Raw genomic sequence first — 13,718 nt, forward strand, 5'->3', positions numbered from 1 at the left:
ATGATTCAAAATTCAAAATTTAACATCCAGAATTTCGGTTTGGGAAAAGTATTTTTTCTTTGTATTTATCTGTTTTTTCTTCAGAGCTGTTATTCGTTCACACTCTCATCGCTAAGCCCTGAAACAAAAACTATTCAAATTAAAGAATTTCCGAATAATGCAGCGTTAATGAATGCGAATCTTGCACAGCAATTTTCGACGGACATACAAAATAGATTTCTTCAAAGAACCACCCTGAAAGGTGCTTCCGAGAATCCGGATATTTTGATTGAAGGCGAAATCATCGATTACTCAATTACGCCAACGACCATTTCCAGTGCAGTAAATGCTCCAGGAGGGAATATTCAAGCAGCTCAAAACAAGCTTACCATTACCGTAAAAGTGCATTACGAAAACAGAATTGAGCCGGATAAAAGTTTCGACAGAACCTATTCCGATGAAGCTGTTTTCAGCAGTGATTTGGATATCAATGCCATCGAAACTTCCCAAGTAAAAGTGGTAAACGAGAGAATCATCAATAAAATTTTTAACGATATTGTAGCCAACTGGTAAGATGAATCCAAGAGTTTTAGAATTAATAAAGAATCCGGAATTATTTCAAAATCAAGATTTAGAAATCTTAAATTCTGAAATAAAAAAACACCCTTATATACAGAATATCAGAGCCTTATATCTGTACGGAGTCTACACACATCAGCCTGAAAATTACCCTAAAGAACTCTCAACAACTGCGGCTTACACTACGGACAAGAAAATACTATATCAATTTATTAATAAAAAAGAACTTTCAGAAAAAGCAGAAGTTTCTTTAATTAAAACTCAAGAAGATAGCCAGATCCAAGCACCGATAGAAGAAATTCCAACAATTCCGGTTGCTTCTGATTCTATACATACTATTTCGCCAACTCAGGTTGAAACTCCAAAACCAGTTTATGTAGATGGAGTTTTGAACAGAATTCTATTTGAAGGAGAAGAAAATTTCCTTGAAACCGAATCCGTATCGATCGACCTCGAATCAACTCTAGAATCCGGTACTATTGTCACTCAACCGGTTCCAAACGAAACGAAAATTGAAATTGGAGCACCGAAAATAGAAGAGGAAATTCCATTAAAAGAAGAAAGTGCTCCCGAAGAAATTCTTGCTGAAAAAACTGAAATTTTACCAGCTGAAAACCAAGATGAAAACAATGCTGAGGTTAGTTTTCATGGAATGGAAGAATTTTTACCTAATGTAAAAATCGAAAGCAAAAATCCAGATCCAGTTGTTTATCAAGTTCCTAGACCAACTTTGAGCAAACACGAAGAAGAAATGCAAAAACTTATCGCCGAAGTCGAAGCAAAAATGAAGAATTCGAAAAAAGAAAAGGTAAAAACTGAAGAAACGGCTATTTCAAATGCAGAAGTAAACTTTGCTGAAACTCAAGATTTTATGCCAACTGAAATTAAAGAAGAAATTTCTGAAAATAAAATTATTGATAAAAAAATCGAAGAAAAAGAAGTGATTTCTGAAAGCATTGACGTTCCTAAAAACATTCAAAAACCAAGAGAAACTACTCATAACGAAGCAGAAATCACTAAAAACGATAACATTTCAGACAAAAAACCATGGAAACCCATGAGTTTTTCAAGCAACACCCCTGATTCATTAATTGATAAAAAATCCGAAGAAAAAAAGGAAGATATTGAAACTCCTGCAAATAAAATTATTGATGAAACTCCTATAATTCCGGTTGAAAAAAATGAAGAAAGACCTGTTTTCAATGTTTCATTTTTCTCTCAAAATGTCTCTTCAATTCAAGAAAATCAGAAACCGGAAATATCAGAAAGCACTTCAAAAGAAAACACTTCCGATACTTCAGTAAACTCTGAAAGCAATATTCCAAATTTCATCAATACTTGGCAAAATTGGCTCAAAATCGGTCAAAATAAGGAAGAAACAAACGAAAATCCTACAATTTCTAAAGAAAAACTGATTGAGGAATTCATTGTAAAAGAACCGAAAATTTCTAAATTAAAAGAAGATTCCGATTTTGTTGTGAAAGAAAAAAGCGACAATATTTCTCACTTGATGACCGAAACTTTGGCAAATCTATATATTGAACAAAGATTATATTCCAAAGCGATTAAAGCATTCGAAATTCTTATCGATAAACATCCGGACAAAAAAGAACATTTCGCTGATAAAATAGATCAAGTCAAGGAATTACGCCAGAATAAATAATTCTTTTTATTCTATATTTTTCGTTTCGACGGCTTCTACATCGATTACTTTAGCACTATCAGAAGAATTAAAACTTCGGAATTTCCGCCATAATTTTCTTCCCATAACGATTACAACAATAATTAAAATTATTGCTGCGAGGAAGGCAATAAACGGCACTGTCATTGCTAAAACCGACATAATTCCAGCTCCTGCAGTTTCGGTAGTCGCTACGACGGAATTCCCTAAACCGCCTGTCGTAGCGGTAGACGCAGCACGAGTTCCGGCAAATCCCGAACTTATCGCTGCTGCGGTTCCACCTCCAGCAATCAACGCCAAAGCCCATTGCGGAAACGTACCAATATCAGCAAATTGACTTGCAAACATCACCGATCCGGCGACAGTTGCCAACGGAACTGATAATGTATCCAAAAGATGATCAATATAAGGAATGTAATAAGCCAAAATCTCAACAACCGTCGCTATTCCTGTGGTGATGAGCGTTGGTAATCCGGCAAGCCATTGAAAACTTTCGTTCATCGGAATCCAGCCCATGTAAGAAGCCAAACTTACAGCAAACATTGGCAGAAAAACCCTGAAACCAGTTGCTGCAGCAAGTCCAATTCCGATAAACGCACTGATGGCGTATGGTAAAAAGGGAATATTATCAAGCATTTTCTTTAAATTTTATCGTTTTATTCAATCAAATTTACAAAAACTATGCTAATGCGTATAAAATTATTTTTTTGATTTACAGAGATTTATGAAATTCTCCTCCAAAGATTTAAAATCTTTCGGCAATTCTGGGCTTACCCAAAAAATCATAGTTAACGAATGTGTACCGAAAACTTCTGTAAAAACTGATTTGTTCAATCGATAAACCTCTCGAAGTTGCCGTTTGATTCGATTTCTGTGAACTGCTGTTTTAAAATAACGCTTTGAAACAGAAACTCCAATCTTTTGATTTTCAACAACTAATCCTTCTTGTGGCTTTTTGTCTAGATTAATTGAAATCAAACGTAAATTCCCACAAGTCAACCATTTACCTTTTCCAAAAAGCAAATCGATTTCTTTCTTTTGTTTAAGTTTTTCCTTGGTAGGATATTTTTGATTCAAAGTAAATAATTTGATTAATTGATTTTATTTAACCTCTTTTGTTAAATAATTAATAACTTCAGCCGCAGCATACAATCCGAAAATTGCAGGCATAAAACTGATCGTTCCATAGAAAGATCGTTTGAAATTTGTTCCATCTGTCATTTTTAGACTGGTTTCGTCCTGAATTTCATTTGAAAAGACGCAGCGAATTCCTTTATTAATTTTTTCTTTTTTAAGACGTTTTCTTACATTTTTAGCAAGATAGCAATTATAGGTTTTACTGATGTCGCGCACCATTACTTTAGACGGATCAGTTTTTCCTCCAGCTCCCATACAACTTACCACTTTTATTTTTTTTCGTTTTGCTATTTTAATTAAAGTGATTTTTGGAGTAACGCTATCAATACAATCTAAAACATAGCTAAAGCATTGTGAATCAATTACTTTTTCGATACTTTCGGGAACAAGAAATTCATTAATTCTCGTCAATTCTAATTTCGGATTGATATCCATCATTCTATCACCAACAATTTCAACTTTCGGTTTTCCAATAGTTGAATGAAGCGCAGGAAGTTGTCTGTTAACATTGGTAATATCAACAACATCGCCGTCCACGATGGTAATTTTCCCAATTCCTGCTCTTGCAAGAAATTCAGCTGCGAACGAACCAACACCGCCTAAACCAACCACCAAAACATTTGCATTTTGTAGTTTTTCAATTCCATTTTCCTTTATGAGCAATTCGGTTCTTTCTAGCCAATTCTTCTCCATTTTATATAAAAATTTGTAAATTTTCGAGATTTTCTTTGATTTTTTGTTGAAAATCGCCGATTTGATGATTTTTCAGTACTGCAATTTTCTGGTATAAATCTTCAATATCAAACTCTGCAGAATCTGTTTCTAAAAAAAGTTGATCGATGGGAATTTGTTTCAGAAAATCTTGCAAATTTACGTTATACAAAGCTGACTTTCCAAAACTTAAACAAAACTGATTTTTTAATAGTTCGTCTCCTATGGTTTTTCTTTTATTGAACCCGTGAATAATCATCGGAACTTTCGATTTTTTTTTGAAATGAATGAGCTGAGAAAATCTTTTAACACAATGAATGATAATTGGTTTTTGGATATCATTGGCAAGTTCAATTTGTTTTTGAAAGACTTCATTCTGTAGACTTTCATCAATCCCGATCAAACCATCCAAACCGCATTCGCCGATTGACACACAGTTTTCCGATTTTGAAATCGCTTTCAACCACAAAAAATCTTCTTCAAAACTGGCAGAAATATCTTGTGGATGAATTCCTGCAGAAAAAAAATTAGCAGGCGGAACTTCTCTTAATTTCAAGTTATAAATCCCAAACTTTTTGCTAAAATCATGATGGTGAAAATCAAAAAAATCCATCATCAAATGTAATAAAATTCAGGTAAAATAAATTAAACATTTGTTTTAAAATGAAGAAGAAATTCCTTAACTTTACTCAAATTAATTCAAAATGAAGAAGAAATTCTCGGAAAAACAGATTCATATATTGGATATTGCAGAAAAGTTAATCGCTAAAAAAGGATTTGAAGGCACCTCGATCCGCGATATTTCCACTACTGCGAATATTAATGTGGCGATGATTTCCTATTACTTTGGTTCCAAGGAAAAGATGATGTCTTACTTGTACCGTTACCGAGTGCAGAAAACCCGGGAAAGTTTTGCGGAATTTGCTGAAATCATCAAAGATGGAAAACCGGAAATGCAATTAAAAGAACTGGTTAAATATGTTGTAAATCAATTATTTAAATTCAATTACTTTCATGGTTTTGTCACTCAGGAACTTCGACATACAGAGCATCTTAAAGATGATTTATTAGAATTCTACACTACTTTTACTTCAAAAATTGATGATGTTATTAAAAAAGGACTTGCGTCTGGCGTTTTCAGTAATGCTCCAAAACCAGAGGATATCTTGACGCTTATTGTTGGTTCGTCTCTGTTCGTGATTCGCAATAAGAATTTCTATGAATTGTATGTTTCAGGCAAAGAAGAAAATTATCTTCAGGATGCAGAAAGAAAAATTTTAGCAAATCTTTTGGTCACTGTTTTTTCTTTGGTGGGTTATCACGCCTCCTGATTTTAAGCAAATTGCCTTGAAAATGTAATTTCTTCGTATTTTATTAGTTAAATTATCATAAAAAAAAATCTATTGATAAAAAAATTATATTTTTGCAAACTGAACCGCAGAAAACTTCTAATTCTTTCTGCTATAAAAGATTTATGAAAAAATATTTGATAGTACTCCTCGCAATTTTCAGCTTGTCGGCTTGTAACAAACAGCAAGAACTTGCAATGAAAAGCGCAGATAAAGATTATATCCTAAAAGTTGCGAACGAAAAATTCGAAAATAAAAAATGGACTGATGCATTGGCACTATACGAAAGACTTTCGAATCTCGTAGCAGGTACGGATGATGCTCCAAACGTGGTATACAACTCAGCTTACGCCAATTATTACGACAAAAATTATAAACTCGCAGGTCATCAATTCAAGAATTTTGCGGTAACTTTTCCTCAAGATAAACGAGCTGAAGATGCTTCCTATATGTCTGCATTGTGTTATTACGAAGGTTCAATGGACTATAATTTGGATCAAACAAGCACAGAACTCGCCATCAATGAACTTCAAAATTTCTTGAACAACTATCCGAATTCTGAAAAGTCTAAAAACATTAATGAGTTAATCGACGAATTGAGTTATAAACTTGAATTCAAAGCGTATGAAAACGCAAGACAATATTATAAAATGGCAGATTATAAAGCCGCAAACGTTGCTTTCGAAAACGTGTTGAGCGATTTTCCGAGCACCAAACTGGCTGATAAAATCTATGCTTATATTTTGAAATCCAAATACGAACTTGCTGTAAACTCTGTCTACGACCTGAAAAAAGACCGTATTGAAAACGCTTTGGCTTTCACCAAACAAGTAGAAAGAGAAATGCCTAATACCGACAATGCAAAAACAGCTGTTGAACTCAGAAATAAGCTTTTGAAGGAAAAAGAAAACTTTGCAGAACTTGAGAAAAAGGTAGAAACCAGAAAAAAAGAAATCCAAGACAAGCAAAGAGCTGAAGAGCTAAAGCAAAATTTGGAGAAAGACCAAAAAGAAGCTGAAAAAAAAGCTTAAGAGATTAAAAGAGACAGCGCTGCACTTTCTACACCTGCACCTGCTGCCACTTTCCAAATCCAAAAATAAACTGTATATTTGCAAACTTTTAATATAATAATCCACTGAAAATGAGCGCAAAAGATTCTAAAGCAGAACTAAGTACAATAACTTACGACAAAGATAAAATCGAAGAAAATGTAGGTTCTATCTATGAAGCCATCGTAATTATGGGCAAAAGAGCAGAACAGATCAATGCCGAAATCCGCTCTGAACTTCATAATAAATTAGACGAATTTGCGGTACACAACTCTACTTTGGAAGAAGTTTTCGAAAATAGAGAGCAAATTGAAATCTCCAAACATTACGAAAAATTACCAAAACCTACCTCTATCGCAATTCAGGAATGGCTTGACGGAGAAATTTACTTCAGAAACACTGACGAGAAAAACTAAACTTAAGTTTTTTTCACTCAAGAAAATAAGGATCGCAGAAGTATTTACTTTTGCGATTTTTTTTATTCGTTTGCCTTTCTAAATTTTTAACTAAATTCGTGCAAGCTAAATCTTAATCTAATGATCCTAGAAGGTAAAAAAATTCTCATTGCCATTACTGGCGGAATTGCCGCTTACAAAATCAATTACCTCATCCGCGACTTGATTAAAAAAGGCGCTGAAGTTCAGGTTTTGATGACTCCTTCAGCGGAAAATTTTGTTTCAAAACTTACCCTTTCTACCCTTTCAAAAAAACCGGTTTTCTCTGATTTTTATTCTCATGACGGCACCTGGAATAATCATGTTGAATTTGCGCTTTGGGCAGATATAATGCTTATCGCGCCGTGTACAGCGAATACTTTGGGAAAAATGGTTCATGGCATTTGCGACAATTTGGTTATTGCAACTTATATGTCGGCGAAATGTCCTGTTCTTATTGCTCCAGCGATGGATTTGGACATGTATCAACATCCTTCCACGAAGCAAAATTTGGAGCTTGCTGAAGATTTCGGACATATTATTATTCCTGCAGAAAATGGCGAATTGGCGAGTGGATTGGTCGGACAAGGAAGAATGGCCGAACCTGAAACCATTTCAAATACTATTGAATCCTTTTTTAATTCCAGTCAAAAATCAAAAAATTTAGCTGGAAAAACGGTACTCATCACCGCCGGACCAACGTATGAAGCGATTGATCCTGTTCGCTTTATCGGAAATCATTCATCAGGAAAAATGGGATTTTCAATTGCTGAAGAAGCAGCAAATCGTGGCGCAAAAGTGATTCTGATTTCAGGGCCGAGTTCTCAGAAAATTCAACATCAAAATATTGAAATTCATCGAGTTACTTCCGCTAAAGAAATGTTCGAGCAGGTTTTTAATTTTTATGAAAAAGTAGATATCGCGATTGCAAGCGCTGCCGTTGCAGATTACGCTCCGAAAGAAATTGCCAAAGAAAAAATCAAGAAAAACGATGATTCTCTGACGATTGAATTGGTGAAAAATCCGGATATTTTGAGAACAATGGGCGAGAAAAAAAACAAACAATTTCTAGTTGGTTTTGCATTGGAAACTCAAAATGAAGAAGAAAATGCAAAAGGAAAACTCCAGAAAAAAAATCTCGATATGATTGTGCTCAATTCTTTACGGGACGAAGGTGCAGGCTTCAAAAACGACACCAACAAAATCAAGATTTTCACCAAAACAGAAATGAAAGAATTCGCTCTGAAATCAAAAAATGAAGTAGCTACGGACATTTTAAATTATATTGAAGAACAAATTCTGAAATAATATTGCTAAATTTCCGTTCTTTAATTTTACTCCAACATGAAGAAATTTTTTACAATATTTATCCTTATTTTTTCTTTTAATCTAAGTTTTTCCCAAGAACTTTTAGCAACTGTTCAGGTGAATGCTCAGCAATTAGGCGGAAGCAACACTCAAGTTTACAGAACTTTAGAAAAAAACCTTCGAGATTTCATCAACAATACAAGTTGGACAGGAAAAAAATTACAGAATTTCGAGAAAATCAAATGCAATTTTGCCATTGTAATCACCGAAAGAACGGGGAGCAGCAATTTCAGAGGAAGTATCATTGTTCAAGCGGTTCGTCCGGTTTTCAACACAACTTATGAAAGTCCGTTGTTGAATATTAATGATACTAATTTCGGTTTTGAATATACCGAAAACGAGAATTTGGTTTTCAACGAAAGACAATTTTCTGGGAAAAACCTCATCGACGCCATTAGTTTTTATGTTTACACAATTCTAGGCTACGACGGCGACAGCTACAAAGTTCGCGGAGGACAAGAATGGTTCGAAAAAGCGCAGAAAATTTCCAACAATTCACAAAATCAAAATTTCGCAGGATGGTCGCTCATCGAAGGCAATAAAACCAGAGCTGCACTCATCGACAATATCCTAAAACCTGAACAAAACACGCTCAGAAACTTGTTTTACACTTATCACCGCGCTGGTTTGGACAATCTCGGGAAACAAGATCAAGCATCTGCGAAAAAAATTATTGCTGATGCGTTGATGCAACTGAAAACTTATGAAAATAATTTCCAGATGAATTATCCGGTGAATCTTTTCATCGACACCAAAAAACAGGAAATTTTCGATATTTTCAGCAACGGAAACAACGCCACCGTAAAAATGACCGAACTGAAAGCGCTTTTCGTAACGATGGCTCCACGCGAAATCGACAGCAAATGGAATAAGTGGAAATAAATCAACCTTTCCTGAAATTTCATTTCGCTATTTCTGCTCTTCTTTTTTTAATCCCCTTTAAAATCCTTAAATTTACAGCTTCAAGTTCGTAAATATAATTTCGTAAACGGCTTTTATCAACATGCTTTCAAGAATTTTCATTCAAAATTTTGCGCTAATCGATTCCCTTGAAATTACATTAAACAAAGGTTTACAGGTAATTACAGGAGAAACCGGTGCCGGAAAATCAATTATTCTCGGAGCTTTGCGCCTGATTTTGGGAGAAAGAGCCGACACTAAATCTTTGCAAAATTCTGAAGCGAAAAGCATTGTTGAAGCCGAATTTTCCATCAATGAAAATTTCAAAACTTTTTTTGATGAAAACGATCTCGATTTCGAGCACCAAACCGTTATTCGCCGCGAACTTTTACCAAACGGGAAATCTCGTGCTTTCATCAATGATGTCCCGGTAACTTTGGAAACGCTGAAATTGCTTTCTTCAAAACTGATCGATATTCATTCGCAGTTTGAAACTTCCAATTTGTTTGATGAAGAATACCAATTTCGAATTATCGACGGACTTTCGAAGAATAAAGCTTTGATTTCCGTTTACCAAAAAGAATTTTCTGAACATAAAAAGTTGGTGAACGAACTCGAAAATCTGAAAAAACAACTTTCCGAAGGCAATAAAGAAAGCGATTATAAAGCATTTTTATTGAATGAATTGTTAGAAGCCAATTTGGATCTGATCGATTTAGAAGAACTTCAAAGCCAAGTAAAACGCCACGAAAACGCTGAAACCATCACCGAAAATCTTTCTCAAATCTTCATCAAACTCGATGCGGAAGAAATAGGAATTTTGGATTCTTTAAATGATGTGAAGGGAAAACTTTCGAAAGTTGCGGATCTTTCCCATGAATTTACGTTGCTGAACCAAAGATTTCAAGAGAATTTTCTGGAATTTAAAGACATTCTTTTTGAATTGCAGGACGAAGCCGAAAAAATGGAAACCAGCCCTGAAATTCTTGCCGAATTGAACCAAAAATTAAACACAATTAATCTTTTGTTGCTGAAACACAATGTGAATTCGGTAGAAGAATTAAAAGCAATTCGCGACGAAATTTCCAATGAACAAGGTTCTTTCGTGGAATTAGAATTCCGAATTTCAGAGATTGAAAAGAAAATTTCTGTTTCAGCGGAACAATTGGAAAAATTGGCCAAAGAATTATCTGCAAACCGAAAAAAATCCACGCCTGATTTTGTAAAAAAAATCGAAGCATTATTGAAACAACTTGGTTTAGAAAAAGCAAAAATCGAAGTTGAATTGAAAGACAGCCAAAATTTCAATCCATTCGGGAAAGAACAAATTCAGTTGATGTTTCAGGCCAATTCTGGATTTCCGCTTAAGCCGATTCAGACAGCAATTTCCGGCGGAGAGCGATCTCGTGTAATGCTTTCTGTGAAAAAAATTATAGCAGAAAATGCCGAACTTCCAACTTTGATTTTAGATGAAATCGATACCGGAGTTTCTGGAAAAGTTGCGGAAGAAATGGGAAATGTGATGCGAGAAATGTCGGAAAATATGCAATTAATTGTGATTACGCATCTTGCTCAAGTCGCTGCAAAAGGCAACAACAATTACAAAGTAATGAAAGCTGATGTTTCCGGAAAAACGCAATCGACGATTTTGCCATTAAACAACGAAGAAAAACTACAAGAAATTGCGCAATTGCTTTCTGGAAGCAAGATTACAGAAGCTGCGATTTCTCAAGCGAAGGAATTAATGAAATAATTTTTCTCATCAAAAATTTGAAATCACCGCGGTATTTTTCCTAATGCCACGATTATTTTTTTTAAACGCCGCGGTGATTTATTTTATTTAAAAATCCTAAAAATTTCCTTAAATTAAACCATATCTTCAGGTTTCACCCATTCATCAAACTGTTCAGCGGTAAGTAAACCGAGATTCACGGCTTCTTGTTTCAAAGTCGTTCCGTTTTTATGAGCGGTTTTTGCGATTTTTGCAGCATTTTCGTAGCCGATATGTGTGTTTAAAGCGGTTACCAACATCAATGAATTATTCACTAATTCTTTAATTCTTGGCAAATTCGGTTCAATTCCAACCGCGCAATGATCATTAAATGAAAGACACGCATCGCCCAAAAGTTGAGCAGATTGCAAGAAATTGTACGCCATCACCGGTTTGAAAACATTTAACTCATAATTTCCTTGAGTTCCGGCAAAAGAAATCGTGGTATCATTTCCTAAAACTTGCGCGCAAACCATCGTCATCGCTTCATTTTGTGTAGGATTTACTTTTCCAGGCATAATCGAAGAGCCGGGTTCGTTTTCGGGAATCAAAATTTCGCCAATTCCACTTCTCGGTCCGGAAGCGAGCAAACGAATATCCTGCGCAATTTTGTATAACGAAACCGCGAGTTGCTTCAAGGCGCCGTGAGATTCCACCATCGCATCGTGAGCAGCGAGCGCTTCAAACTTATTTGGGGCGGTCACAAAAGGCAAATCTGTAAATTCTGATATATATTTTGCAACGGTAACATCATAATTTTTTGGTGTGTTGAGTCCGGTTCCAACGGCGGTGCCACCAAGTGCAATTTCCTGTAAATGATCGAGCGTATTGGTGATGGCTTTCATCGCATAATCGAGTTGAGCGACATAACCGGAAAATTCCTGACCTAAAGTTAGAGGCGTTGCATCCATTAAATGCGTTCTTCCAATTTTTACAATATTTTGGAAATTTTCAGATTTCGCGTTCAACGTATTTCTTAGTTTTTCAACTGCGGGCAGGGTATGTTCGACCACTTTTTTGTAAGCAGCAATGTGCATCGCAGTCGGGAAAGTATCGTTGGAACTTTGGGATTTATTCACGTCATCATTGGGATGGATTTCAGATTTTTCACCTAAAATTCCGCCATTATTCACATGTGCTTTATTGGAAATCACTTCATTCACATTCATGTTCGATTGGGTTCCAGAACCGGTTTGCCAAATTACCAATGGAAATTGATCGTTAAGTTTTCCATCCAAAACTTCATCGCAAACTTTCGCAATCATATTTCTTTTTTCTTCGGAAAGAACGCCCAATTCACAATTTGCAAAAGCTGCTGCTTTTTTCAGGATGACAAATGCTTCAATAATTTCATGTGGCATCGAACTTTCGGGGCCTATTTTAAAATTATTTCGTGAACGTTCGGTTTGTGCTCCCCAAAATTTATCCGAAGGCACTTGTACATCGCCCATTGTATCGTGTTCTGTTCTGTAATTCATCTTTCAAAATTTATCAACTAAAGTTACGATTTTCATTTTTGATGAGAAATGAAAAATAAATTAGATTGTATTGAATAAAAATATTAATTAGATTTGAGTGAGAAAAAAAAATTATGCCTAAGAAATCTGAAAACCTTTTAAAAGTTTACAGCCGCCTTAAACGTGGACCTGTGAACATCGAAATCTTAAAAAAATGGATCAAAACTAACGGACTTTCCATATCTGAAAGAACAATTTACCGATACTTGCACGATCTTGAAAACATAGAATTGCCTGATGAAAAACTCATCGTCACGGAAGGCGAAAAAAACAAAAAAACCTGGAAAATTGAATATGACGAAAGTACCACAAAGCTCAATGAATTTGACCTTCACAGTTATTTGCTTTTTAAAAACCTAATGCCGCTGCCTTTGGTGAAATCTCGCGAAGCGACTTTTGATAGAATTGAAAATCTTTTTTATAAAAACTACAGCAAAAGTAATTTCGAAGACTTCTCCATTTTTGCGGAACAACAAATTTCCAATACATATTTCTACGAACTTCTCTCGATGGATGATTATCAGAAAACATTGAACGATGCGATCTGGTGCATTCAAAATAAAAGAGAAATCGAGCTTTTGGATGTGGAATATGATTATACTTCTATCCCGAAATCCATTCATTATCCATTGGTGTTTTTGCCTTTGCACATCCTCTATCACCGCGGTGTGATCCATCTTTCCGGCTATATGAAAGAAAGTGGCAATTTGATGATTATTGCGTTGAACCAAATTAAAGAATATCATCTCACCAACATTATGTTCGACAACAAGAAATTGCTCGAAAAACTAGAAAACGAGATGCAATCCCGCTTTGGAATTACCGGAAATATGAATAATGAAATCTACGATATCGAAATCGAATTTTCGGAATATACAGGCGAATTCATTAAACATCACTTTTGGCATCACTCGCAAAACATCACTCAGCAGGAAAATGGCAACTATATTATGAAACTTCGTTGCGGAATTAATCGTGAATTGGTTGGCTGGGTTTTTCAATGGATGAGCAACGCTAAAGTATTGAAACCAAACACATTAAAAGAACTCGTCGTCAAAAAACACCACGATATTATAGAATCATATAAAACCGATGATCCGATTGTTTCCAACAATTCTTTTCTTCCCAATGAGTTGGTTGACAGAATTTGACAAACAAAAGTATTACATTTGCATTACCAAACACACATGATGAGAAAGAAGAAGGCACAGAAAATATTTTCTGTGCCTTTTTTATTGGAGAA

At 35.1% G+C, this 13,718-nt stretch carries 14 protein-coding genes; 9 read left to right on the forward strand and 5 right to left on the reverse strand.

Annotation, left to right across the window (positions count from 1 at the left end; translation table 11 throughout):
* Both NOV28_RS07955 and NOV28_RS07960 read left to right on the forward strand, forming a co-directional pair.
* A complete protein-coding gene (locus NOV28_RS07955; RefSeq protein WP_255929508.1) occupies positions 1–552 on the forward strand; it encodes an LptE family protein in 552 nt (183 codons plus the stop codon).
* 1 nt (position 553) lies between these two features.
* Positions 554–2,221, forward strand: coding sequence for a DUF8458 domain-containing protein (locus NOV28_RS07960; RefSeq protein WP_255929511.1), 1,668 nt, complete (start codon positions 554–556; stop codon positions 2,219–2,221).
* A 6-nt stretch (positions 2,222–2,227) separates the two neighbouring features.
* On the opposite strand, the gene NOV28_RS07965 is transcribed toward NOV28_RS07960, so the two are convergent.
* The 4 genes from NOV28_RS07965 to NOV28_RS07980 all read right to left on the reverse strand — a co-directional run bounded on the left by NOV28_RS07965 (position 2,228) and on the right by NOV28_RS07980 (position 4,703).
* On the reverse strand, positions 2,228–2,875 hold the full coding sequence (locus tag NOV28_RS07965) for a DUF4126 domain-containing protein (RefSeq protein ID WP_255929512.1): 648 nt from the start codon (positions 2,873–2,875) through the stop codon (positions 2,228–2,230).
* A 63-nt stretch (positions 2,876–2,938) separates the two neighbouring features.
* On the reverse strand, positions 2,939–3,316 hold the full coding sequence (rnpA, locus tag NOV28_RS07970) for a ribonuclease P protein component (protein WP_255929514.1): 378 nt from the start codon (positions 3,314–3,316) through the stop codon (positions 2,939–2,941).
* A 24-nt stretch (positions 3,317–3,340) separates the two neighbouring features.
* The gene (locus tag NOV28_RS07975) at positions 3,341–4,069 is read right to left on the reverse strand and encodes a tRNA threonylcarbamoyladenosine dehydratase (protein WP_255929516.1); all 729 of its coding nucleotides are present in this window, start codon (positions 4,067–4,069) and stop codon (positions 3,341–3,343) included.
* Between the two features lies 1 nt (position 4,070).
* A complete protein-coding gene (locus tag NOV28_RS07980) occupies positions 4,071–4,703 on the reverse strand; it encodes a TatD family hydrolase (RefSeq protein WP_255929517.1) in 633 nt (210 codons plus the stop codon).
* Between the two features lie 88 nt (positions 4,704–4,791).
* Between NOV28_RS07980 and NOV28_RS07985 the strand changes: the two genes are divergently transcribed.
* The 6 genes from NOV28_RS07985 to NOV28_RS08010 all read left to right on the forward strand — a co-directional run bounded on the left by NOV28_RS07985 (position 4,792) and on the right by NOV28_RS08010 (position 10,940).
* Positions 4,792–5,418, forward strand: coding sequence for a TetR/AcrR family transcriptional regulator (locus NOV28_RS07985; protein ID WP_255929518.1), 627 nt, complete (start codon positions 4,792–4,794; stop codon positions 5,416–5,418).
* A gap of 143 nt (positions 5,419–5,561) precedes the next feature.
* Entirely contained in the window at positions 5,562–6,467 is a 906-nt protein-coding gene (locus NOV28_RS07990) for an outer membrane protein assembly factor BamD (protein WP_369413220.1), read from the forward strand.
* 110 nt (positions 6,468–6,577) lie between these two features.
* Positions 6,578–6,901, forward strand: a complete 324-nt coding sequence (locus NOV28_RS07995) for a DNA-directed RNA polymerase subunit omega (protein ID WP_255929520.1) — start codon at positions 6,578–6,580, stop codon at positions 6,899–6,901.
* Positions 6,902–7,021: 120 nt separating this feature from the next.
* Positions 7,022–8,227 carry a bifunctional phosphopantothenoylcysteine decarboxylase/phosphopantothenate--cysteine ligase CoaBC gene (coaBC, locus tag NOV28_RS08000; RefSeq protein WP_255929522.1) on the forward strand — a complete coding sequence of 402 codons (1,206 nt, stop codon included), beginning with the start codon at positions 7,022–7,024 and terminating at the stop codon, positions 8,225–8,227.
* Positions 8,228–8,263: 36 nt separating this feature from the next.
* A complete protein-coding gene (gene porD / locus NOV28_RS08005) occupies positions 8,264–9,169 on the forward strand; it encodes a type IX secretion system protein PorD (protein ID WP_255929524.1) in 906 nt (301 codons plus the stop codon).
* A 121-nt stretch (positions 9,170–9,290) separates the two neighbouring features.
* Positions 9,291–10,940: a DNA repair protein RecN gene (locus NOV28_RS08010; protein WP_255929526.1), complete on the forward strand. Its 1,650-nt coding sequence runs from the start codon at positions 9,291–9,293 to the stop codon at positions 10,938–10,940.
* Between the two features lie 113 nt (positions 10,941–11,053).
* Here the strand turns inward: NOV28_RS08010 and fumC are convergent, their stop codons facing one another.
* The gene (fumC, locus tag NOV28_RS08015; protein WP_255929528.1) at positions 11,054–12,436 is read right to left on the reverse strand and encodes a class II fumarate hydratase; all 1,383 of its coding nucleotides are present in this window, start codon (positions 12,434–12,436) and stop codon (positions 11,054–11,056) included.
* 113 nt (positions 12,437–12,549) lie between these two features.
* Between fumC and NOV28_RS08020 the strand changes: the two genes are divergently transcribed.
* The gene (locus NOV28_RS08020; protein ID WP_255929530.1) at positions 12,550–13,626 is read left to right on the forward strand and encodes a helix-turn-helix transcriptional regulator; all 1,077 of its coding nucleotides are present in this window, start codon (positions 12,550–12,552) and stop codon (positions 13,624–13,626) included.
* Positions 13,627–13,718: the final 92 nt, after the last annotated feature.

This window comes from Kaistella montana, from assembly GCF_024436175.1.
GTDB classification, from domain to species: Bacteria; Bacteroidota; Bacteroidia; order Flavobacteriales; family Weeksellaceae; genus Kaistella; species Kaistella montana.

Bases quoted from the DNA above. Each gene is read 5' to 3' on its own strand.
- NOV28_RS07960 (WP_255929511.1), top strand. From the start codon at position 554: ATGAATCCAAGAGTTTTAGAATTAATAAAGAATCCGGAATTATTTCAA.
- coaBC (WP_255929522.1), top strand. From the start codon at position 7,022: ATGATCCTAGAAGGTAAAAAAATTCTCATTGCCATTACTGGCGGAATT.
- NOV28_RS08020 (WP_255929530.1), top strand. From the start codon at position 12,550: ATGCCTAAGAAATCTGAAAACCTTTTAAAAGTTTACAGCCGCCTTAAA.
- NOV28_RS07995 (WP_255929520.1), top strand. From the start codon at position 6,578: ATGAGCGCAAAAGATTCTAAAGCAGAACTAAGTACAATAACTTACGAC.
- NOV28_RS07990 (WP_369413220.1), top strand. From the start codon at position 5,562: ATGAAAAAATATTTGATAGTACTCCTCGCAATTTTCAGCTTGTCGGCT.
- NOV28_RS07975 (WP_255929516.1), bottom strand. From the start codon at position 4,069: ATGGAGAAGAATTGGCTAGAAAGAACCGAATTGCTCATAAAGGAAAAT.
- NOV28_RS08010 (WP_255929526.1), top strand. From the start codon at position 9,291: ATGCTTTCAAGAATTTTCATTCAAAATTTTGCGCTAATCGATTCCCTT.
- NOV28_RS07955 (WP_255929508.1), top strand. From the start codon at position 1: ATGATTCAAAATTCAAAATTTAACATCCAGAATTTCGGTTTGGGAAAA.
- porD (WP_255929524.1), top strand. From the start codon at position 8,264: ATGAAGAAATTTTTTACAATATTTATCCTTATTTTTTCTTTTAATCTA.
- NOV28_RS07985 (WP_255929518.1), top strand. From the start codon at position 4,792: ATGAAGAAGAAATTCTCGGAAAAACAGATTCATATATTGGATATTGCA.
- fumC (WP_255929528.1), bottom strand. From the start codon at position 12,436: ATGAATTACAGAACAGAACACGATACAATGGGCGATGTACAAGTGCCT.
- NOV28_RS07965 (WP_255929512.1), bottom strand. From the start codon at position 2,875: ATGCTTGATAATATTCCCTTTTTACCATACGCCATCAGTGCGTTTATC.
- NOV28_RS07980 (WP_255929517.1), bottom strand. From the start codon at position 4,703: ATGATGGATTTTTTTGATTTTCACCATCATGATTTTAGCAAAAAGTTT.